This is a genomic window from Roseobacter weihaiensis (genome assembly GCF_020622345.1).
GTDB lineage: Bacteria > Pseudomonadota > Alphaproteobacteria > Rhodobacterales > Rhodobacteraceae > Roseobacter > Roseobacter weihaiensis.
In genome coordinates this window covers 18,342-40,702 of record NZ_JACNMO010000016.1, presented here as the reverse complement: position 1 = coordinate 40,702, position 22,361 = coordinate 18,342, and the positions used below count along the sequence as shown (strand labels likewise).

The 22,361-nt window shown below is 63.2% G+C and carries 15 protein-coding genes; all 15 read left to right on the top strand.

What is annotated here, in order from left to right:
- The first annotated feature begins 6 nt into the window (after nucleotides 1-6).
- Genes H7847_RS16840 through H7847_RS16770 form a run of 15 tightly spaced genes read left to right on the top strand, consistent with a single transcriptional unit; the run spans nucleotide 7 to nucleotide 22,348 of the window.
- Entirely contained in the window at nucleotides 7-2,352 is a 2,346-nt protein-coding gene (locus H7847_RS16840) for a phage tail sheath C-terminal domain-containing protein (protein WP_227270653.1), read from the top strand.
- A gap of 25 nt (nucleotides 2,353-2,377) precedes the next feature.
- Nucleotides 2,378-2,836 carry a phage tail protein gene (locus H7847_RS16835; protein WP_227270652.1) on the top strand — a complete coding sequence of 153 codons (459 nt, stop codon included), beginning with the start codon at nucleotides 2,378-2,380 and terminating at the stop codon, nucleotides 2,834-2,836.
- A 5-nt stretch (nucleotides 2,837-2,841) separates the two neighbouring features.
- The gene (locus H7847_RS16830; RefSeq protein ID WP_227270651.1) at nucleotides 2,842-3,297 is read left to right on the top strand and encodes a phage tail protein; all 456 of its coding nucleotides are present in this window, start codon (nucleotides 2,842-2,844) and stop codon (nucleotides 3,295-3,297) included.
- Nucleotides 3,297-3,470, top strand: coding sequence for a hypothetical protein (locus H7847_RS16825; protein WP_227270650.1), 174 nt, complete (start codon nucleotides 3,297-3,299; stop codon nucleotides 3,468-3,470). Before H7847_RS16830 ends, H7847_RS16825 begins: the two co-directional genes overlap by 1 nt.
- Before the next feature lie 3 nt (nucleotides 3,471-3,473).
- On the top strand, nucleotides 3,474-4,160 hold the full coding sequence (locus tag H7847_RS16820; RefSeq protein ID WP_227270649.1) for a CIS tube protein: 687 nt from the start codon (nucleotides 3,474-3,476) through the stop codon (nucleotides 4,158-4,160).
- 9 nt (nucleotides 4,161-4,169) lie between these two features.
- Nucleotides 4,170-5,936 (top strand): type VI secretion system tip protein VgrG, encoded by a 1,767-nt coding sequence (gene vgrG / locus H7847_RS16815; protein ID WP_227270648.1) that lies wholly within the window; start codon nucleotides 4,170-4,172, stop codon nucleotides 5,934-5,936.
- A 31-nt stretch (nucleotides 5,937-5,967) separates the two neighbouring features.
- Entirely contained in the window at nucleotides 5,968-6,258 is a 291-nt protein-coding gene (locus H7847_RS16810) for a PAAR domain-containing protein (RefSeq protein WP_227270647.1), read from the top strand.
- Nucleotides 6,259-6,261: 3 nt separating this feature from the next.
- The gene (locus H7847_RS16805; RefSeq protein ID WP_227270646.1) at nucleotides 6,262-6,699 is read left to right on the top strand and encodes a GPW/gp25 family protein; all 438 of its coding nucleotides are present in this window, start codon (nucleotides 6,262-6,264) and stop codon (nucleotides 6,697-6,699) included.
- Between the two features lie 49 nt (nucleotides 6,700-6,748).
- Entirely contained in the window at nucleotides 6,749-7,666 is a 918-nt protein-coding gene (locus H7847_RS16800) for a hypothetical protein (protein WP_227270645.1), read from the top strand.
- Nucleotides 7,667-7,699: 33 nt separating this feature from the next.
- A complete protein-coding gene (locus H7847_RS16795; protein WP_227270644.1) occupies nucleotides 7,700-11,704 on the top strand; it encodes a baseplate J/gp47 family protein in 4,005 nt (1,334 codons plus the stop codon).
- Nucleotides 11,701-12,561, top strand: coding sequence for a hypothetical protein (locus tag H7847_RS16790; protein ID WP_227270643.1), 861 nt, complete (start codon nucleotides 11,701-11,703; stop codon nucleotides 12,559-12,561). Before H7847_RS16795 ends, H7847_RS16790 begins: the two co-directional genes overlap by 4 nt.
- Nucleotides 12,558-14,699, top strand: coding sequence for a hypothetical protein (locus H7847_RS16785; RefSeq protein ID WP_227270642.1), 2,142 nt, complete (start codon nucleotides 12,558-12,560; stop codon nucleotides 14,697-14,699). Before H7847_RS16790 ends, H7847_RS16785 begins: the two co-directional genes overlap by 4 nt.
- Nucleotides 14,699-17,680, top strand: coding sequence for a contractile injection system tape measure protein (locus tag H7847_RS16780; RefSeq protein WP_227270641.1), 2,982 nt, complete (start codon nucleotides 14,699-14,701; stop codon nucleotides 17,678-17,680). Before H7847_RS16785 ends, H7847_RS16780 begins: the two co-directional genes overlap by 1 nt.
- Nucleotides 17,673-19,016: an ATP-binding protein gene (locus tag H7847_RS16775; protein WP_227270640.1), complete on the top strand. Its 1,344-nt coding sequence runs from the start codon at nucleotides 17,673-17,675 to the stop codon at nucleotides 19,014-19,016. The genes H7847_RS16780 and H7847_RS16775 overlap by 8 nt, the downstream gene beginning before the upstream one ends.
- A complete protein-coding gene (locus tag H7847_RS16770) occupies nucleotides 19,013-22,348 on the top strand; it encodes a hypothetical protein (RefSeq protein WP_227270639.1) in 3,336 nt (1,111 codons plus the stop codon). Before H7847_RS16775 ends, H7847_RS16770 begins: the two co-directional genes overlap by 4 nt.
- Nucleotides 22,349-22,361 lie beyond the last annotated feature (13 nt).

The following is a 22,361-nucleotide window of genomic DNA, read 5'->3' as shown; positions in this document are numbered from 1 at the left end:
CGCAGCATGGTTATGAAAACCCCCGGCGTTTACATTGTAGAGAAAAGCGCCTTTCCAAATTCGGTCGTGCAGGTGGCGACCGCGGTGCCCGCCTTCATCGGCTATACCGAAATGGCGATGAACGGAAATGTGTCGCTGCATGAAACCCCGATGAAGATCACCTCGATCTCTGAATTTCATTCCTATTTCGGGGGTGCGCCAGACCCGATGTTCAAGCTGCAACCCTTTGAGGAACGCATCTCGGCCCAGCCCTACGGCGATGATGCGGATATGGCTGTCGCGGCAGAGCTGCCGCAGGCGGTCTTTACCACCAATGGTCCCGCCGGGACCGAGAAATTCGAGCTGATCCAGACCAATACGGCCTACACGCTCTACAGCGCCATGCGGGCGTTTTTCCTCAATGGCGGCGGCACCTGCTATGTGACGTCGATTGGCTCTTACAGCGATCCGATTGATGCAGCCGCGATGCTCAAGGCCATCAAGGGGCTGGAGAAAGAACCCGAGCCCACGATGCTGGTCATTCCCGAGACCACGCGGCTCAACCGGCAGAATTCGCTCAAGGTGCAGCAACAGATGCTGGCCCATTGCGGCCTGACGATGAAAAATCGCTTTGCGATTCTCGACATCCATGGCGGCTACCTGGACGAGCGCAGCCCGCGTGGCGACCCGATCGCCTCTTTCCGCAACGATGCAGGAGCCAACTACCTCGATTATGGCGCGGCTTACTATCCCTGGCTCGACAGCGCGGTCTATCAGTCACGCGATTTCACCTTTGAAAACATCGAGCTGGGCAGCCGCAACAAGTTCATCTCGCTGCTGAAACGCTCGGTGGGCATGGATAAGGCGCTGGTGCCCGAAATCCTCAAGATCGGCACGGCCGAGGTGTCTGGCGACTTTACCATCTCCGTCGCCTCAGGCGGGGTGTCCGTGCTCAAGGCCTCGGATATCCACGCCGCCGATGATCTCGCGGATACAGGCGAATTACAGTATGTGATCGACGGGGAGCCGACCGCGCTGCAGGCGCAGATGAAGGGCAAGCTGGTGTCTGGCGCGAAAAACGCCAGTGCCGATACGCTCCGCAAGGCGGATGCGATCTTTACCTTTACGCAAAAGGACATCGACGACGGCAAGATCCGCTTTGTGCATGAGGTGACAGACGGGCAGAAAGGGTCGTTCGAGCTCGTCATCACCGACAATGAAGGTGTCAAGACCTCGGCGCGCAAGATCGTCGTGGCCCCTGGCTCTGACGTGATCGCGCTGCCGGATGTCATCAAGCAAAAGCCGGTGAAGGTCTCTGTTGCCGAAGACGGAGCCACGATTGACGGGGTGGTGCTGCTGGGGGCTGATGCCATCGACGAGGTCGCGGTGAAGAATGCCGATGACGGTGTGCAGACCGCGCGCAAGGCGCTGGCGGATGCAGACGAGGGGGCCGATACCGCCCCGCTGCAACAGGCGGTGACCGATGCAGAGGAGGCAGCGGTGGCCAAGGTCAAGGACCAGACCGTGACCCGCAAGGGTGTGGGCACCTGGACGGTCGATGGCAGCAGCGTTGTTTTTGCCCCCAACAGCGATTTTCGCGGGTCGGAAACCACCGTGCGCTACAAGCTGATAGTGGGCGGTGAGCTGTCGGAGGCCAGAGAGATCAAGGTGCTGGTGGACGGGATCACCGAGGACAGCGCGCCCCCCGATCCGATGACCGGGACCATCGACAAGACCATGCGCGCAACCGTGCCGCTTTATACGGATGTGATGAATGCGATCACCAAATACATGAACGTCATGCCGCCCGCGGCAGCGATGGCCGGCGTCTATACGGCGGTCGACAACACGCGCGGGGTCTGGAAAGCGCCCGCGAATGTCTCGGTCGCGGGGGTCACGGGGCCCATGGTCAACATCGATCACGGCCAGCAGGAAAACCTCAACGTCTCCACCACGGGCAAATCGATCAACGCGATCCGGCCGTTCGTGGGGGAGGGGACCCTTGTCTGGGGCGCCCGCACGCTGGACGGCAACAGCCTCGACTGGCGCTATATCAACGTGCGCCGCACGATGATTATGATCGAGGAATCGATCCGCCTGGCCGCCAAGGCTTACGTCTTTGAGCCCAATACGGCGAACACCTGGGTCACGATCCGCTCGATGATCGAAAACTTCCTGACCTCGGTCTGGAAGGCGGGCGGTCTGGCTGGCGCCGTGCCCACGGATGCTTTCAGCGTGCATGTGGGTCTGGGCGAGACGATGACACCGGTGGATATTCTGGAGGGCAAGCTGCTGGTCACCGTGCTGGTGGCGGTCTCGCGCCCGGCGGAATTCATCGAGATCACATTCCAGCAGCAAATGCAGAAATCATAAGTTTTGAACGAGAAGGATTACCCCTATGGCAGATGATGGCTCCGCCCAGACAAATGCGATCTGGCCGCTTCCCAAGTTCCACTTTCAGGTCAAGTGGGACGATACGGAACTGGCCTTTCAGGAGGTCTCGGGCCTCGATATCGAAAGTGAAGTGATGGAATACCGCGCGGGCAACAATCCGGTGTTTTCGACGATCAAGATGCCCGGCATGATCAAATCCGGCAATATCACCATGAAGAAGGGGGTTTTTGTTCAGGACAACGCCATCTGGAACTGGTTTGCCGAGATCAAGATGAACGTGATCAAGCGCAAGGCGATCACCATCTCTTTGCTGGATGAAAGCCACGCGCCGACCATGGTCTGGAAGGTACAGAATGCCTTTCCCGTCAAGGTAACCGGCACGGACCTGAAAGCCGATGGCAATGAGGTCGCGGTGGAGAGCATCGAGATCGCGCATGAAGGCTTTGTCATCGAGAACGCGTAACGGTTATGGAGCTGTTTTCGCCGCCGGTCGCGTTTCATTTTTCGGTCATGTTCATGGGAATGGTTCCGCCGGTCCCCGACATGGCGTTTCAGGAAGTCTCCGGCCTTGAAAGCGGGCTGGAGACGGAAACCGTCGTGGAGGGGGGCGAGAACCGCTTTGTGCATCAGCTGCCCAAGCCCGCCAAGCGCGGCAACCTCCAGCTCAAGCGCGGGATGACCAGCTACGCCAGCGGTTTGGTGCAATGGTGCAAATCGACGATCGAAGGGGATTTTGCCGCAGCGATCCGGCCCAAGGATATCACCGTGTCGCTGCTCAATGAAATGCGGGTGCCGGTGGCGGTCTGGTCGGTCGGCAATGCCTATCCGGTCAAATGGACGGTCGGCGCGTTGGACGCGATGAAAAACGAGCTGGCGGTGGAGACCATAGAGCTGGCCTATACGACGCTGGAAAGGAAGATGTGATGGCCGTTGAGATCGGAACACTGGTGCTGAAGGGTCGGTTTGGTCCGCAGCCTGCGGAGACACCGGGGCAGGACCGAGCCTTTGAAGAGGCGTTGGAGGTTCTGCGGTTTGAGCTCTTGCGCGAGATCGACGACAAGCTGCAAGAGGCTGAGCGCCGGGCATGGGAGCGTTGATCGGTGGCCAAGCTGAAGATCACCAAATGCACGATCAAATCGAGCAAGATCGAGCCGAAAAAGGGCGCGGCCAATACCTTCGAGGCCACGATCAACCCCGAAAGCTACACCCATAACTTCGCGCTGAAATACACCGGCACGATGGGCAAGGGGGATGCAGCGGTTGGCAAATCCGGTGCGATCCCGAAGTATTCGATGGCCGATCCCGAAAAGCTGGGCTTTACGATTACCGTCGATGGGACAGGCGTTGTGCCTGATGCCGCCGGGAAGACGGTGGCGGCGCAGATCGACAGGTTGCGCACCATTGTCTACGACTATGACGGGGACGAGCACGAACCCACGGCGGTCAAGATCGTCTGGGGCAAGGGGCTGAAATCCTTCTTTGGCCGGCTCACGGATATGGCGGTGGATTACACGTTGTTCCACCCCGATGGCACCGCTTTGCGCGCCAAGATCAAGATGAATTTCATCGAAGCCCGCACCGCGGCCCAGGAGGCGCTGGAGGCCAAGCGCCGCTCGCCGGACCTGACCCATGTGGTTCGGGTGGAGAGTGGCGACACGCTGCCGCTGCTCTGCCACCGCATTTACAAGGATGCGAGCAGATACCTCGCTGTTGCCGCTTTCAACGATCTCGACAATTTCCGGGAGCTGGAGCCGAACACGCTGCTGCGGTTCCCGCCCATGAGATAGAGTAGCCCGATGGCGAATGGTCCCGAACTCAATACAGACGGTCCCGTTGGGGTCACGGTGAAGCTGGACGGCAAAGCCATGGCCGATGATATCCAGCTGCAATCGGTCCGGGTCCTGCATGAGCTGAACCGCATCCCCGAGGCCCGTTTCACGGTGCTGTCCGACAGCTTGCAGATCGAGGATTTCACAGCGCTGGACAGTGCGGATTTTGCGGTCGGTACCGAGGTGGAAATCAGCGCCTTTTACGGCGACTACGCCGAGAAATCGCTTTTCAAGGGGATCATTCTGACGAACCGTGCGCGGCTGGATGGGCGCAGCGGCTTGCGGATGGAGCTGATCTGCCGCGACAAGGCGATGCGGCTGACCGAGGTGCGGTCCTCCGCCCCCTACGACGCGATGAAAGACAGCGAGGTGATGGAACGGATCATCAAGGACGCAGGCCTGACGTCTGAGATCACCGACACCAAAGCTGCGGCCGCAACGCAACTGCGGGTCGGGGCGACAGATTGGGATTTTCTGCGTCTGCTGGCGGACCGCAACGGTTTTGCGCTCTTTGTCGAGGGGGGCAAGATCAAGGCTGTGGCCCCGGACACCTCAGGTGCCGCCGTGCTGTCGGTGACTTATGGGATCAACATCATCGATCTTGATATCTCGCTGGATACGCACCGGATGATCGGCGCGGCCAAATTCAGCGCCTGGACCGAGAAAGATCAGGCCGTCGTGACGGACGAAAGCAATACCGTCCCGGCGCAAAGCTTTGGCAATACCTCTGTCAGCACGCTGGCAAAAGTGCTGGGGGACCGCGAGGTGCAGACCGGTACCGCCATCGAGCTTGCCTCGGACAGATTGGGCGTTATGGCCAAGGCACGCACCGCGCGCGCGGGTCTGGCCGCAGTGCGCGGAACGGTGAAATTTCAGGGGAACGGTGAGATCAGACCGCTCGATATGTTGCAGGTTGTCGGGACCGGGGATCGGTTCAGCGGCGACGGTTTCGTGTCGTCGGTGGAACATGAGATCGGGGGTGGCGCCTGGACCACGCAGGTCCGGCTGGGGTTGCCACCGGACTGGACATCCGATGCACAGGGTCTGGGCGCGCCAGCCGCTGCGGGTATCGCGACACCGATCCACGGTCTGCAAATCGGCAAGGTCGTGGCGTTGGCCCCGGATGAGGAAGGCATGCAGCGCATCCAGGTCAAGCTGCCGATGATCGGTGATCCGGCGGCCGAGGTCTGGGCACGGTTTGCCCAGCCCTATGCCTCGAAAGAGATGGGCATCCAATTCCTGCCGGAAGTGGATGACGAGGTTCTGGTCTCCTTTCTCAACGCCGATCCCAGCGCGCCCATCGTCATCGGCTCTTTGCACAATGACAAGGCCAAGCGACCGATCGAGGCGACTACGACCAACGATCTCAAGACCATTGTCACGCGCGAAAAACTGAAGATGACCTTTGATGACGCCAAAAAGATCATCACCGTTGAGACGCCGGGGGGGCATGTTCTGACCCTTGATGATGAGGCGTCGAGCTTTTCTTTGAAGGATATGAACGGCAATTCCATCGTGATGGATTCGGGCGGCATCAGCTTGACGACGGACAAGGACATCACGCTGAAAGCCACCGGCAATGTCGCCACCGAGGCAACGATGGATGCGACGGTGACCGCCAACAATGTGACCTGCGAGGCTCAGATCGGATTTACCGGCAAAGGGGGGGCCACGGCCGAAGTATCGGCAGGTGGCCAGACCAAGGTCGAAGGCGGGATCGTTATGATCAATTGAAGCAACACTGGAAAAGAGGGAGTCCGGGGGGATGCCGCCAGCAGCAAGACTGACCGATATGCACAGCTGTCCGATGGTGACAGGCGTTGTGCCCCATGTGGGCGGCCCGATTATGGGACCGGGGGAGGCCACGGTGCTGATTGCCAAGATGCCCGCCGCCGTGGTCGGCGACAACTGCGTCTGCGTGGGTCCGCCGGCCACCATCGTCAAAGGGTCCGCCACGGTGTTGATCGGCGGCAAGCCCGCTGCCCGTATGGGCGATACCACCTCGCACGGTGGCAGCATCGTTCTGGGCGCGCCCAACGTACTGATCGGAGGATAGGTCATGTCCGAGAATGATCCCGGATTTCTGGGCCGGGGGTGGCATTTCCCGCCGGTCTTTGATCCGGCAACGGGGGAAGTTCAAATGGTCGAAGGCGCGCCTGACATCGCGGAAAGCCTGCGCATCCTGATGGCCACGCGCCCCGGTGAACGGATCATGCAGCCCGACTATGGCTGCCGGCTGCATGACTATGTCTTTGATCTCAACGACGCGGAAACCGAGGCGGGTATCGAGACGGCAATTCGCCAGGCGGTGCTGTTTTTTGAGCCGCGCATTACCCTGCACGCCATTGAGGTCGACATCAGCGACTGGCTGGGCGGCAGGCTGTCGGTGGCGCTGGACTATACGGTTGACCAGACCAACGCCCGCGCCAACATGGTTTATCCTTTCTACATAGACGAAGGCACGCTCGTCTCTGATACGCCGGTCATGTCGTTGTGAGGATGACATGACTATATTTAACATAAATCATATTATCAAAATAATATCTTTGCGTTCTGGTATTGCCCTGGTTTTGACGCTCGGGCTTGCGGGTTGCGGGGTGATTTCGGATCGCCTCGCTGCACAAAAGATCAAGCGCGTCACGACCCTGCCCGCCGATCAGGCCTGCGACGCGCCAGAGCAGAACGAACCGCGTCTGACCGGTGCTTTCTTGCGGCAGTCCGCCGCCTCCGGGTCCGGCTTTGTCCCGGTGCTGGTCACCGGACGCGCCAGCCGCAGTGCGATTGACCCCGACCTGACCATCAACGAGCAATCCCAGACCCGCGAGACACAGGATATTCGCGGCACCACCGTTGTGGGGTCCAAATCGAGCATGGCCAAGCGCCGTCCGGGCTTTGGGCCACCCGATGCGGTGCCCAACGTCTACGACATCCGTTTCGAGGCACAGGACATCACCTTTTCCGGCCCGATGGTGGTGGGGCCCGGCTCCTTTGGTATCGAAATCCCCTCCTCGGGTGCCACGCTTTTTTCGGGTCGGATAGAGATGGATCTCACGACTCAGGACGAGAGCGGCGCGGCTCAGACCGTCCGGGCGCAAGGCCGCTTTTCCATGCAGGCAGGCTACGGGTCGCAAAGCGGCAGCCTGACCGCCAGCGGATTTGATGCGGATTTGCCGTTTGATACGTTAAGTTGGCGCAACCTTTTGCTCTGCGGCACACGCTTTGTCAGCGGCGGTCAAGGCATCGTCACCGTGCAGACAGAGGGCGGACCGCCCCTCGCACCGTTCAAGACTGACCGGGCCACCGCCCCCTTCGTAGCCCTTTTCGAGGCCGCGCAATTCGCCCCCGAGGAACGGCCCGCGCCGCCAACCTCCCTGGGCGGAGTGTTTGTCATCCAAAGCGACAACGGCACGCTCAGGGCCGTCTTCCTGTCCGATCAATTGCCGGAGCCGGATGCTGATGCCTGAGATGTACAATTGCTCACACCCGACGGGGACGCCATGACGCATCGGTGGCAGGATATCTCTGTGACGCCGGGCGCACTGAGCAACGAGCGGCTGCCGCGTGCGCTGGCCCCGCGCCGGTTCATGCCCCGCCCGCAGAGTCTGGCGGAGGCGTTTTGCGCCGCGGGACGGCGGCTGGGGGCCACCGATTTTGCGCTGGCCCGCACCGCGCGCGACGCCACGCCCTGGGCACGGCTTTTCCAGAATGAACCCGCGTTTCTCTATGCGGAAATCCTGAGTTTTCGGGCAGATGACGCAGGCTTTGTCTTTGCCGAATCGCTGGAACAATCACCGGATACGGCCCTGCGGCTGATCGAAGCCCTGGCCCGCAAGATCAAAGCCTGGGTGCAACGTATCCAACTGGACACCCCCCGTCCCTTCTCGAAACAGCTTTCGCAACTGGACAAAGAGGCCAATCTCACGCGCCTTCTGGAGGATGTGACCGGCAGTGGTCCCGCGGCGCTGATGCGTCTTGCGGCGCGGCATCCTTCCGTGCTCAGCGCCGAGAGTCGCGCAGGACCCTTGGCCAAGGCCCGCGCCACCCGAGAGCGGCTGCGCAGCATGCATGCGCTTTTGCGCAATGCGGTGGCGTCGCTTCAACCCTCGGCACAGGCGGCCTTCGATGCACGGTTGCGGTCCGGCCAGATCGATCCCGGGCTGGGGCTGCTGATTGCCGAACTGCGCACCGCAGCCCATGTGGATGCCGCCTTCAACCAATTGCCCGAACGGCATACCACACTCTATTACAGCGACATGATCGGCCAGACCCCGGCGTCAGCCAGTCCAGAGAGGGTGCTGCTTGATCTGGGCACGGTCGCGCGTCCAGGATTCCTGGCGCAAGGCGCCACGCTTGAGGCGCGCTTGCCGGGGGGCACGTTGCAACAATTCGAGACCGAAGCGGGCGTGCCGATCAGCCCGGCCCGCGTCAGTGACATCAAGCTGATGCGCTACGACACCAACGAAAATATCTCCTATAACAGGGCTTTGGGAGGCATCACGGGGCTGCGCGCGGCGACACTGACTCTTGCGCAACAACAGGCCGGGGCCACGCTCTTTGAGGCGGGGACAGATCAGCGCCTCGACATCGGGTTGGATATTGCCTCTCCCATGCTGTCGCTTGCCGAGGGCACCCGACGCGTCGAGGTGTCCCTGCATATGAGCCGCAGTTCCAGCCTTGCTGCGGCCTCGCGCCCGCTGACCGCGGCAGAGATTTTTGCGCGAACGGCGCGGCGAAAGGCGGTCGGGCGGCCCACTGCCCCGCCGGATCTGCGGCGCAACATGGCTTCAAGCCCCGTCTATGCAGACCCGGATGTGCGGCTTGCCCTTGCTGCCGACCCTGCGTTGATCGACATCTTTTTTATGGAAAAACAAGAGATTGCCATCGAGACCCTAACCCAGGAGGTCACCGAATACGCGGATCAGACCGACCAGACGCCTTCGCTGGCGCTGCTCTATGAATTTCTGCTCAACAAGGTCACTGCGGCAGGGCAGTTGCGCTTGCTTCTGGGGCGGATCGTGACGTTGTCGCTGATCGAAAAGCACCCTTTTCCAGCGGGGGCCTACTGGCAGCGTATCTTCGCACTCGTCGAGCAGTACCGCGACGCGCTGATCGGCAAGACGGCGGGCGACCTTGATACCACGGGTCATGCCCAGAATTCGATGATTTTTGCCGCTTTCTCGCAAAGCCCGGACGGCACGATCGACTACCCGCTCGAAGATGTCTTTCAAAGTCTGCTGGGCGATGCCTTTGATCTGACGATCACGACCGACGAGGGCCCACGCCGGCCCGACATCATGCAGATCCTGCCGGTCCGGCGCAAACGCGCGGCAGGTGGGATCACCTTGTCGATGCGGTACGATGCCAGCGCCCCGGCGCTCACAGGGCCGGAGCACGCCCCCCGCCTGTCGCTGCGTTCTGCCGCGGATGCCCGGCTCTGTCCGCTGTCGTTTTTCGAAGCTTATGCGATTGAGACGATCACGATCCGGACGCAGGTCAGCGGGCTACGCCGTCTGGCCGCCTTCTCGGATGAGGGGCCGGTTTCAACAGATCAGAGTTTTCAACCCTTTGGGGCAAGACCCGACGAGGGCGCACGCTTTCAGGTCGGATGCGCCGAGATGGCGCGCAAACCGGTCACCGATATCGGCATCAGGATCGGCTGGTCCGAGATGCCGGACCCCATCGGCGGGTTTGCGCGCCACTATGAAACCTACGGGCGGGACATCGACATCCCCGACCCCCAGCTGACGGTTGACTATCTGAGCGGTGATGGCTGGAAACCGGTCAGCGACGGACCTGTGCCGCTGTTCCAGAGCGAGGGTGTCACCGGCGCGTTGCTGCCGGATTGGCACTTCGGCGGCAAGGTTTCCGGCCATTCGATCCCGGCAGCCGGTGATGTCAGCCCACAGGAATTCCAGTCTCGCCAGACGATACGTGCCGGTATGGTTCGATTGCAGCTCATGGGCACCGCCGATGGCTTTCATGCGGCGCGCTATCCTCTGGCGCTGGTGGATGCGATGCGGCCGCGTCTGCTGCCCCGTGGCCCCCGCAAGGTGCCCTCCGCCCCCTTCGTGCCCGAGATCGAACAATTCACCCTGTCCTATACGGCAGAGGCGACCATCGAGCTCAACGCGCCTGAAACCGCGCGCCCCGGCGAGGCGGTGCATCAGATCAGCCCCTTCGGCAAGGTCACCGTCTTTCCGAAGGGTCAGACCAAGCAGGTTCGTCTGTTTCCCAAGCGGCTGGGGTACGGCCAGATTTGTTTCCAGCTGAAGGGCCCCAACGTCACGGGACCGGTCGCATTGACGATCAGCATGACCGCCTCCGGCCATCTGCGACGGGTCCCGACCCTCAATCCGATTGCCTGGGTCTATCTGGCCGAGAACGGCTGGCAGCCCTTGCCTGAGACGGCGATTTCTTCTGATACCACAGCGGGGTTGATGCGCTCAGGCATTGTTGTCATCGACCTGCCGGAGGATGCCACGACACGTTCGACCGAGATGCCCCCCGGCGGGGTCTGGATCGCCGCCGTGGCGCTGCGGCCCAATCTGGAGGTCTTTCCCGCCCTCGATCAGGTCGGGATCAACGGGGTCTGGGCCAAGCGGCGTGACGACACCTGGACAGAGGTCAGGACCGAGCGGAAGTGGAGCTTTAATCCCGCCCAGCCGGGCCTGACAGACGTTACCGAAATCGCCACCCCGGCCCTCACGCGTCCACCCGAGCCGCGCGAGACCTTTGTGGCGCGCGTCGGGGAGCGATTGCGTCACCGGCACCGTGCCGTCACGCCCTGGGACATGGAGCGGATGGTGCTGGAACAGTTCCCCGAGGTGTGGATGGCCAAATGCCTGCCCCATCTGTCGCAGCAAAGCCCCGCCCCCGCGCCGGGGCATGTCACCCTCGTCGTTGTGCGCAAACCCGCGCTTGACGAGGCCCTGCACAGGCCGGCGCCGTCGCTTTTCGACGTGGCCACGCTGGAACGCATTCGGAGCTGGCTGACGCAATACGCGGCGGAAGCTGCGATGATTGAGGTGGTCAATCCGAGTTTTGAGCGGATCCAGGTCCGCGCCAAGCTGTCGGTGAGTGCGGAGCGTGAAAACGGGGCAATGGCGCAGATGCTGCGCCGCGATCTGACGCGGGCGCTTTCGGTCTGGACGGCGGAACCGGCGCTGCGCCGTTTCGGCTGGTCGCTGAATGTGCATCTGCTGCGAGCCCATGTGGCCGGGCTGGACTATGTGCAGGATGTCACCGATTTCTCCGTGCTGCACCTGTCAGGCGACGATCACCGGACCTTCGAGCTGCTCGATACTGCACAAGACCGAAGTGATCCACGCGGCCTTTATGGCCCTGTGCTGCAGCCCCGGTTTCCGTGGAGCCTGCTGCTCTCCACACCGGACCATGTTTTGACACTCCAGTCAGACCTCAAGACTGAAACACCAACCGCCGCCGGCATCGGCAGCCTGACCCTCGGCGACATGCTGATTGTAGGCCAAAGGACAATCCCGTGACCAAACAAGACCGCGCAACCTTGAAATCCTTCTTTCGCAGTGGGGCCCTGCCCACCGCGGAGGAATACCGCGACCTGATCGACAGCACCGTCAATCAGGTTGATGACGGTTTCGCCAAGACGGATGCGGACGGGCTCAAGCTGAACTCCGTCGGCTCCTCTTTGCGGGTTCTGAGCCTTTATCAGGGGCTCGGCACGCCAAAGCCGTCCTGGGTGATCGAACACGGCGATGCGCCGGGCGCGTTGCATCTGCGTCCCGATCAGGGCAAGGCCGCGCTGGATTTATCCAGGCACGGTGATGATCCGGCCGAAGACGACGCCCCCTTGCCCCCCGGTATGACACTGACTCGCGACGGCCGCATGGGTGTCAGTCAGCACGCGCCCGAATGGCGGCTTGATGTGGGGGGCGTGGCGCGCATGCAAGGCCGGATCGGCGTTGCCAGTCACAAGATCCCCCATGTCAAAGCAGACGGGAAATGGCACGACATCACCCATCCCCTGACCGGTTGTCAGGCTTTCGAGGTGACGGCGGGGACCGGCGGGGACCCCCGCAAGGGGCGCTATTCGATGGTGCATGCCATTGCGATGAACGCCTACCACCCGCGTAATCCGATCCTCAACTGGCTGTTTCGGCGGCGTGCGATCAAGACGCAGACGGCAATGTACGGCAGCTACGCCGACCGGATCAAACTGCGCTGGGTCGCCGACAGCCAACAGCATCATTTCCGGCTCCAGTTGCGGACCAATGCCAATTTCGGCACCGGCAAGGTGGTGCGCTATTACCTGACGCAGCTGTGGTTCGACAGCCTGATGGTCGGCGCGCGCGAAGACATCGACCGCGATCCGGAGGCGCTATGACGACGCCCGTGGACCCTCTTGAAGATTTCGACGATCTGCGGCGCGTGGCCATCGACTATGCGCAGCAAGCCTCGGGAGAGATCTGGACGGATTACAACCTGCATGACCCCGGCGTCACCCTGCTGGAACAGACCTGCTTTGCCCTCAGCCAGATCGCCTATCAGGTTGGGCTGCCCGCGCGCGACCTGCTGACCAACCGGCGCGGACATTTCTGCACGCATGATCTGGCGCTCTTTCATCCGCGCAAGGTGCTGGGGACGGACCCTGTCACACGGGATGATCTGGCGGCCTGGCTCTGTGCCTGCCCGGAGGTCGACAGCGTGACCATTGCCGCCCCCCAGACCTCGAGGCGTGGGCTCTTTGACGTGACCATCGTGCCGGCCGAAGGGGTCCCGCCAGAGGCGGTCCCCGAAGCCTTTCGGCAGGCCTTTGCCACGGCCCGACCCCTCGGGACCGGTCTGGGAGAGCTGCATCTGGCCCGGCCCGTGAATGTGGCTCTGGTCGGTCAGGTGGAAATCACCAGCGAAGCCTTGCCCGAGACGGTGGCCGCGCATCTCTATCACAGGATGTCACAGCTCCTGACCGGCGCGGATCGGCAGCAGAAGGCAGCGACCCGCGCAAATGTCTGGGAGGCGCCGGAACGCTTGCTGCCCAGCACAAAAGGCCGGACGCAAGGCACACTTGATCTGAGCTGCCACCTGTCCCGTCTGCGTGATGTGCCGGGGCTGCGAGACCTGGGCTCAATAACCCTCAAGCCCTTGGTACCATTGCCGAAAAATCGATCAAATCAGATCTATTTCCATGTTGTGCTGCCCCGGACAACCGATCAGATATTGCTTGAGCTGACCTTGAACGGCGCGCCGGTCACGCTCTCGCCGTCGCGGCTGCGCGAAGAGGTCACCCGTATCTCCGCACAGGACATTGCCGCGGCAACCCACAATATCGACCGCCTCGATTGGGATGTGATGCGACCGGGGCGCAGGCGCAGCTTTACGCACGCGCATGTGGATGCCCTGCTACCCGGCCTCTTTCGCGCGGGCGACTACAGGATGCAACACCCCGAGAGCCCGATTGCCGAATACCGCGGGGCCATTGACAGGGTGCTGCACGAAATGGTGAGCGACCTGAGCGCGCTCCCCCGGACCTTCGCCGCCGACCCGGTTGGCGAGACCCTGACAGATGATCCGGTGGTGCACCGCACGCGGGTGCAACTGCTGGACTATCTGATTGCACTGCAAGGCGCAGAGATGCCCGCCACCCGACACAGCGGGCTGCACTGTTACAGAACAACGCGGGCCCGCCACCGGTTTGATGTGAGCTGGCGGCTGGAATACCTCTTTGCCCTGCCGACCCTGCACCGCAGCCGCGGGACAGGTCCGGGACCGGAAACGCCCGGCGGGTTTCTGGCAGAGCTGGCCCTGTTGTGTGACCTCGATCTTTCGGAAGACGGGCGCATCACGCAGCCTTTGCAGGCCTACGGGCTGCGCCTTGACAGCGCGGGGACCGATCCGGACCCAGCCGCGCAGGAAGACGTCCTGCTGGTGGATGCCACCAATCCTTTCGATATGCTGGTGCCCGAAGACGAAGCCGCAGAGGTTCTGACCCCGCAGGCCCTGGCCGAACTATCGCCCTTTATAGAGGACGGCGCGCTCGATCCGGCTGTCTTCGCCCGCCTGGCGGAGGCAGACAGCCTTGTCGTGGCGCCCTCTCCCGGTGGTTGGCAGATCTTGTTTGACCCCGGTGGCGATGCCGCTTTGCGCCGTCTGACCGCCACGGGCAGCAAACAGGACGCTTTGCAGCGTGTTGGTGCGCTGCGGGCAACCTGGCGACATCTCAACCGGCACTGTGAGGCCGCGCATCTGGTCGAACATGTCCTGCTGCGCGATGATGCGGGGGGCGGCGACCCGGATGTTGCGGACCTTCTCCTGCCGGGCTGGACGACGCGCTGCCGGATGCAGAGCTATCGCAGCTACGTAGAGGCACAGGTGGGCGCCCTTGCGCCCGCGCATCTGCATATCCGGGTTCTTTGGCTGGACTTTGACCAGATGCGCGCCTTTGAGGCCCGAAAGGAAAACGCATCGGGTGACACGGCAGGGCTGCGCCGGATGCTCAACGATCTGGCTGAGGGGTCAAGCTGATGGCGTCCCAGGCCCAGACCCAGTCGACCCTTCAACCTGCCGCACGGATCGGGATCTGCGAGGCCCGTTTCGAGGTCACCGCCGCCCGTGGTCCCTTGTCCTCGCCAGAGCGGCTCCTGGCCGCGCTCCGGCAAGAGGTTCTGCCCGCGCTGTCAGAGGTGCTGGAGGCGCCGGACTGGGCCGATACCGATGTGCAGGTTTCGCATTTGGAAATCGATCTGGGCGACTGGCCGGATGATCCGATCTGGTCGGAGGTCCGCCAGGTGCTGGCGCTGAAGCTGCGCGCCGCCCTTGGTCCGTTCGCCCGGCTGCCGCGCACGTCATACCGCCTTGAACAGCGTTTCAGGGACGGGGTGGAGACATCGGCACGATATCCTGCATCAGGCCCCGGCACCACGGTGCCGAACGCCCCGGATCAAAACCCGAACACAGATTTTGCCCGCACCGACGACCTTCAGGATCGAGACGGCTCTGACGCGCCCAACAGGCTCTCTGACGTCGAAACGATCAGATATCTGCGGGCCTTTTCAAAATGGATTGGAACGGCTCCCGGTGCCGCGGGCCTCACCGCCCTGAAAGGACATTTGGCAGACCATCCCGCCGAGGCGCTGGCCCTGCGTGTCTGGCTGGAGGCGCCAACGGGCGGGTTTGCCGACCTGCTGCCCGACAGCGCGGCCCTGCGACAGCAGCTGCGGCGTGCCTTGCCCGCAGAGGCCACGCCGGACCGCACCGTGCCACAAACTCCCGCCGCCAGATCATCCGTCTCAGCGCCGCATATCAAGGACACCGCAGAGACGGCGCCGGATCAAGAGACACGGGCAGCCCTTCTCTCCCATCAGGAGGCGGAAGCGGATCAAGAGATACGGGCGGCACTCCTCTCTCGTCTGGAGGCGGAAGCGGATCAAGGCGGCCCCTTTCAAGAGGCGCATGCCCGGCTTTCTGCCAGCCTTCGCCTTGCAGGCCGGTCCTCTGATGAGGCGGAAGAAATCGCCCTGAGGCTTTTGACGCGCATCCTTGGGGATCCCGCTCATCCCCTTTCTTTGGCACCTGCCGCGAAAGCTCCACGGCCATCAGGATCGAGCCAGACCGGCCCCGGTGATACTAGGATAACGGAAAACGCGCGGCCAAAGAACAAAGCCTCACCACCACCTTTGGCAGGCGATAAAATCAGGCAGGTGCCGACAGACGCGGGCACGAGGCCTGATGCGACCCCGCCCGATGACCCAAGCAATACAGCGAAGCATCCCCCTGGCCATCAGGCGGCACAGCCGCCGGAGGCCGCAGATCTGGACAGTTTGGCGCAAGCGCTTGGAGCCCCGGCCGGAACCCAAACCATTTCCTTTTTACGCGATGTTGTCACTCGCGATCCCGCGCAGGTGTTTAATGCGGCCCAAAAACAGAATGCGCTCTCCGCGCTGGCTTGGATGTTGGCGGCCCACCCGCATGATCGGGCTTGGGTGAGCGGCCCTCGGGCGCTGGAGACCACGCAGCTCAGGGCACTGACGGTCGCGGATCCTGCCGCCATCGCCACCGCGCTGGTGCCGCTGACGGCGGCGGAGGCGCGCGCGCTCACGCTCCGTCTGTTACCTCAAACCGCCACGCTGCTGCATCAGCAGCTCCAAAAGCTTGATACCCGTGCACGCGCCCCAAGTGCCGCGTGGCGAGAGGCGGCGCTTGCGTTGCTGGAAGGCCGGGTGGTTGATCTGGAGACCTTGCAAGCGACCATCACCGCACTGCGGGCTGAGACATGCAACACGCCCGACACGGCCACCGACGCGAGCAAGGGGCAGGCTCCGATCCCCCAAAGCAGTGCCACGGACAAAGCGCCGGAAACACCGCTGGAGGCTTTTCTTGAGCTTTCCGGTCTGACGGCGTCGGAGATCGCCCGCGTGCTGCATCCGGAACAGGAGGGTCAAGGGAGGGCCGCGTCTACCCGACCCGGGACCGACCCGCAGGCTGACAAAGATCTACCCCCTGAAACGACAGCGCAACCGCAGACCTCCGCCTCCCGGACCGATGCGGCGCTGCTTGCGCACCTCGAAAGGCTGGCCGCAGTGGAGCCGCAGGATGACAGTCCCTTCTTCGACGAGGTGCTTGCCTTGATCTGGCAGGCCTGGCCGGAAACAACGTTGCCCGGACGCGATGGTCCGGCCGGGCAACTTCCGCTGATGCGCGCGCGGATAGCGGTTCAGATGGCCGGTGCGGCGGATAGGGTCTCGCTGAGGGCGCGGCTTGATGTCGCCACGCGGGCGATCGAAGAGGACCCGGAAAAGCGCCTTTTGGCCCTCCGTACGGTGGCCGCGCGGCTGGCCGGGGGGGCGGGGCCAGACACCGGCGGTCAGCGCCAAAGGACCCGCGCCGCCGTAGAAAACCTCTTGAACCAAGAGGCCTCTCTCTTTCAATCTCCCCAGGAAAAGGCCCCCCAGCCGGTCTGGCAGATGCGCCCGGAAGAGGCGCCAGGCCCCGCTGATGACCGCACCCTGCTGGTGACTGAAACGGCTGGGCTTGTACTGCTGCACCCGTTTTTCACGCTGCTCTTTGAGCGGTTGGAGATTCCGCGCAAGGGCAAAACGCTGGCGGAGGAGGGCCTTGGACCCGCGCGCGGCGCGCTTGAATACCTCGCTGGCATCCCCCCCGCCCCGGACCCGCTGATCGCCGTGCTGCTGGGCCGTGATCCACATCAGCCCCTGGCTGCGCCGCTGGCACCGGATCGCGTCGCATGCGACCTGATGGAGGGTCTCCTACGCTCGGTGATCGACCGTTGGGGACGCATCGGGACAACCTCCCCCGACGGGCTGCGCGACACCTTCCTGCGCCGGACCGGGAGCCTGCGATTTGATGCAACGGGCGCGCATCTGCGCGTGGCCCCCGGCCCCTTTGACATGCTGCTTGACGGGTTGCCCTGGGCACCGGGACCGGTAAGCCTGCCGTGGATGCCCCTGCCCTGTCACGTTTCCTGGCGCGAGGACAGTGATGCCTGACACCCTTGACCAAGCCCCCCTGCACCAGATCAACGCCGATGCCATCGCCGTTGAAATCAGCTGGCTGGAAGAGGTGATTGTTGCGCGCCTCGCTCACTTTTTCGAAGGGACCGCGACGCCCTTTATCCTGCCAGCCGCACCGAAACAGCCCACCGGTACGATGCTGGGGGACCTCATCACAGAGACAGCCCTGAGCGGACAGGCACGGCTCGTTCTGGCGCTGGCGCTGGCACCGCATGTAAACTCGGCCGTGCTTGACCCGTTCTACGTGAAAAATTCAGCCATTGACCGGGCGTTTTCACAGTTTGGCGGCCTGCCCGACGCAAGTGCGGCCTTTGTCCCGACCGTGGAAACCGCCCTTTTCCTGATTGCCGGTACCGATACCGTGGCCCGTATCGCAGCGATGCGCCTTTTTGAGCCGGATCACCCCCTGCGGGTGAACGCCGGCGTCAGCCTGACACAGAGCCATCCGTCGCAGATAAGCCGCCTCGACCTGCCGATCCACCGCGTCGTGGCGTTCTGTGACGGGAGCGCGCCCCGGCCGGATTTCTCACCCAACTTCCCCGCCCGCAGGCTCAGCACGCGGCTGACCTGGGACGATCTGATCCTGCCCGCCGCCTTGCGTGACCAGATCGACCATATCCTCGCCTGGATGGGCAACCGCGACACGATTCTGGACGACTGGGGGCTCGGGCGGCACGTAGGGCGCGGCTACAAGGCGCTGTTTTATGGCCCCCCCGGCACCGGCAAGACGCTGACCGCGACGCTCTTGGGGCAACGCACCGGGCTCGATGTCTACCGCGTCGATCTGTCGATGGTCGTGTCCAAATATATCGGCGAGACCGAAAAGAACCTCGGGCTGATCTTTGACATGGCGGCGGAACGCGACTGGATTCTGTTTTTTGATGAAGCGGATGCGCTTTTCGGCACGCGAACCGCCACGACCTCCTCCAACGACCGCCATGCCAATCAGGAGGTCGCCTATCTGCTGCAACGGATTGAGGAGTGCGAAAGCCTCGTGATCCTCGCCAGCAATCTGCGCAGCAATATCGACGATGCATTCTTTCGCCGGTTTCAGAGCGCGCTGGGGTTTGCACGACCGACCATGCCCGAGCGGCTGCAGCTCTGGCGCAGCACGCTGGCGCGGGTCCCTGTGGAGGCGGATATCGACCTCAAACGCCTCGCGCAGGAGCATGATCTGTCGGGAGCGGCAATCACCAATGTCGCCCGATACGCCGCCATCAGCGCCCGGCGCCGCGGGGCAGACGAAATCGACAGCGCAGACCTTGCTGCCGCCATTACCGCCGAGATGCGTAAAGAAGGACGAACCTCATGAGCTTGCTTTGGACCTGCCTTTGCCGTCTGACCGCTATTCTGGTGTCGTGTCTTGCGCTAACCGCCGCAGCGGTCGCGGCCTGCACGGATGTCGCCACGCTTGGGGCGGATGAACTCGCACCCGCCAGCATCGGTGAAATCCAGCTGGGCCTGCGCACCACCTACCGCGACGACAGCCCGGCGCTCCGGGACGGGCAGTTCGGGTCTTACACACGGCAGCGGATGCAGGACCTCTGCGTTGACGTCCCACGGCCTGCGGGGCTGGACGATGTCCGCTCGACTTTGCGTCTGACCATCCAATACGCGCGGCTTGAGCAGGCCTTTCCGGGCTGGGCGGAGCAGCTCTATGCGCTCGATCTGACAGCCGGCGGCGATACCGACGCCCGCCGCATGCTGGCGCTGCGACTGGCCGCGACCACACCGATGACCACCCTTGCCCTCGGTCGGCAGGCGACGGCCTACACCTGCGATGATCCCGCCGCCGCCTTGCAGCAGTTCCCGGCAGGGGCGCGGGCGCTGGCCACGTTGACACGGCTCTTTGTCGATAAGACGGAAGCCGAGATTTGTGCGCTCCTGCCCGTCGCGGGGGGTGTAGACGCCTGGCAGCAGGCGATGGATCGCCTTGGCCAGATCAACGGCAGCCGTATCGGCGCCCTGCAGATCCTGCACAGCGACGGGTTCCTCGACTGGATTGCCGCAGGCGACCAGCAAGAACCGCGTGGTACTGAAAAACGCCTGCGCCGCCTTGTGGGCACCCTGCCGGCCGTGCTGGCCTTGCTGGATGATTACACCGCGCAGCACGACGGCAGCGACGGGGCCACGATCTACAGCGGCGGCCCCTGCTCGCCGGTACCGGCGGAGCGGACGTTGACCTTTTACGCCCTGACCGCAGCAGACGTGGCCGATATGGATTTTCTGGTCTCGCTCACCCCCAAACTTGATGCCTTTCGCGCCGAAGCAGGCGGTTTCGACAGCCCGCAAGCGCTCTGGCGGGCGCTGCGCCCGGTGCTGGCCGAGGACCTCGGGGACTGCATCCTTGACGAGATCAAAGACCTGGTGACCGGGCCCGGGAAACTCCCCCTGACCTTCCTGATCCGACCCGGCGCCGCCGATGCGCTGAAAGCCCGTACGGAGCTGGAGCAGGCCCTGCCGGTGCTGGCCGATCTGGAACCGCTGCGCACCGCCACCAAGGCGGAGCTGGTCAATCGCATCAAGGCGGGGCTGCTCGATGTGCAGATGGAAGCGGTGGGCGCGGAGGTCACCACCGCCGCTGACACGCTGGCCGCCGCCTCCGAGCCTGCACCACCCCAGACCGACACCGCAATCGTCGACGTCGAGACAGAAGAAAACGCCGATGCCCCGTCCCCCGCGCCGCTCATCACCGCCACCGATGCGACGGATCAAGCGGTCGAAACCGCGATCAATAACCCCGAGCTGGCCGACACGCTGCGCAACACGCCGCTGGCCGATGCCACGGTGCCCGAGTTGATGCGGGCGCAGGTCCGCGCGGCCTTGGGGCCCACTGCCGCCGAACAGGCCGCGCGCAGGGTGGAGGATCAGATTGTTCTGATCGAACCCGCGGTGATCTCCGAATGGACCCTGAGCGACGCGTTGCAGGCCGAAATCCTGGCCCTTCCCTTTGTGCAGGCGACAATCGCGGATGCGACGGCGGAGGGGCTGGCGGAGCGGCTCGCCCCGCTGATCGGGGCTGCCTACCCCAGCTTCCGGCTCTTTCACGAAGCGCTGGAGACGGTCTCCGGGGCAGACGGCCAAGTGCCGTTTTCGAAGTTCGTGACCGAACGCATCGTCTACAAGGCGCAAAAGGATGTCGAGGATCCCCAGGTGATCCGCGATTTCGGCCCCTTTGAGATCGAAGGCTGTCATTGTGTGCCGGAACGACAGGCCGATGACTTGCAGGTCTATGGCTTCTACCCGTTCTGGCTGGCGCCACCGCCTGGCTCTGCTTCTGCCCCGGCAGCCGACACCTCCGCGGAACAAGGGCCAGATGACATGGCAGGCCCGGCCATGCAGCAGCAGATTGACTTTGGCACCGTCGGACAGGTCGCCTTCTACGGGTTGGAGTTCACTGCCGAAGGTGCAGAGCGCGTGACCCTGCGCAACCGCGACCAGTGGCGCGCGGCCAAACGGCAGTTCGTCAATTCGGCGCATCAGTTCCGCGCCCGCGCGGACCTTGCCTTTGACCTGCGCGACTGGATGCAGTGGGACGCGGCCACCATCGACGAGGTGATCGAAGACATCGCGACCGAAATGGCCCCTTTTGAGCGGCTCGAAGGCTTTGAGTTCCGCCAGGTCGGCGCTGCCATCCCCACGCTTTTCGATCCCGTACAGCCGGACGGCGTGACGCTGATCTTTCATGACTACCAGGGCATCGGCCTGGGGCCTGCCCAGATGAAAACCCTGATCGCTATCGTCAAAGGGGTCTATGAAGCGCTGCCCAACCGCGACCGGCTGCGCCTCAACGTGGCTTTCGATTTCCCGGTCGTGGATGAACGGCTCGACCAGCCCCTCTTTGACGAGCTTTTCGAGCTCTTGGTGCCCAGCCCCTATGTGCTCGCCGATGCGGATAGGGTTGCTGACCCGACGCGACCCGCGCCGCTGGATCGCGAGACCACCAAGATCATCCACAAGATCCTGCTGTTTCTCGAACGCCCCACCACGGACGCCAAGAAGGGTTTGCGCTTTCGCATGGAACAGGGCCTCTTTCAGGGCGAAACCCGCCGTCAGGTGCTGCGCAGCATCATCCCCGTGGTCCCCCCCGGCGGGCATGAGCTGATCCGTACCTCGGTCAGACCCAATGCCCCCGATCAAAGCACACCGCCCCTGTTCTCGCAGTTCGAAGATGATGTGGTCTACTTCAAGGACAATTTCTCGGGCATCGGGTTCTGGCCGGCCCTTGACCCGCAAGCGGCTGAGACGGAGACAATCAACGCCATCATCGCCGAACATTTCAACGCTGCCCGCCTGCCCGCCCTGCTGGCCGGTTTCGAAGAACCGGTGCACCGCGTCTGCACCTTTGCCTGTCCGAACCGCGCCAAGATCACGCTCGCGGCCATGGCGCTCTTTGCGTTGGTTGTGCTGCTCACCTGGCGGTCGTTCTACAGCGGTATCGTGGACAGGATCGCGTTCCGTTTCATGACCATCGGGTTGGTGTGGATCGGGAACATCGTGCTTGTGGCGACGCTGCTTGTGCTGGCCAATTGCGATCCGCAGGCGTTCTGGCCGGGGCTGCTGATGTGGCTGCTGGTTGCCGTGCTCGGCCTGCTGCTGGTCTACAACTTCGTCCAGAGGATCAAGAACGGACCGATGCCTTAACCTGCGGACCATC

What these genes read in the sequence shown, in the direction of transcription:
- H7847_RS16805 (WP_227270646.1), top strand. Translation starts at nt 6,262, where the DNA reads ATGTCCGAGAATGATCCCGGATTTCTGGGCCGGGGGTGGCATTTCCCG.
- vgrG (WP_227270648.1), top strand. Translation starts at nt 4,170, where the DNA reads ATGGCGAATGGTCCCGAACTCAATACAGACGGTCCCGTTGGGGTCACG.
- H7847_RS16770 (WP_227270639.1), top strand. Translation starts at nt 19,013, where the DNA reads ATGAGCTTGCTTTGGACCTGCCTTTGCCGTCTGACCGCTATTCTGGTG.
- H7847_RS16775 (WP_227270640.1), top strand. Translation starts at nt 17,673, where the DNA reads ATGCCTGACACCCTTGACCAAGCCCCCCTGCACCAGATCAACGCCGAT.
- H7847_RS16835 (WP_227270652.1), top strand. Translation starts at nt 2,378, where the DNA reads ATGGCAGATGATGGCTCCGCCCAGACAAATGCGATCTGGCCGCTTCCC.
- H7847_RS16830 (WP_227270651.1), top strand. Translation starts at nt 2,842, where the DNA reads ATGGAGCTGTTTTCGCCGCCGGTCGCGTTTCATTTTTCGGTCATGTTC.
- H7847_RS16795 (WP_227270644.1), top strand. Translation starts at nt 7,700, where the DNA reads ATGACGCATCGGTGGCAGGATATCTCTGTGACGCCGGGCGCACTGAGC.
- H7847_RS16780 (WP_227270641.1), top strand. Translation starts at nt 14,699, where the DNA reads ATGGCGTCCCAGGCCCAGACCCAGTCGACCCTTCAACCTGCCGCACGG.
- H7847_RS16785 (WP_227270642.1), top strand. Translation starts at nt 12,558, where the DNA reads ATGACGACGCCCGTGGACCCTCTTGAAGATTTCGACGATCTGCGGCGC.
- H7847_RS16810 (WP_227270647.1), top strand. Translation starts at nt 5,968, where the DNA reads ATGCCGCCAGCAGCAAGACTGACCGATATGCACAGCTGTCCGATGGTG.
- H7847_RS16840 (WP_227270653.1), top strand. Translation starts at nt 7, where the DNA reads ATGGTTATGAAAACCCCCGGCGTTTACATTGTAGAGAAAAGCGCCTTT.
- H7847_RS16825 (WP_227270650.1), top strand. Translation starts at nt 3,297, where the DNA reads ATGGCCGTTGAGATCGGAACACTGGTGCTGAAGGGTCGGTTTGGTCCG.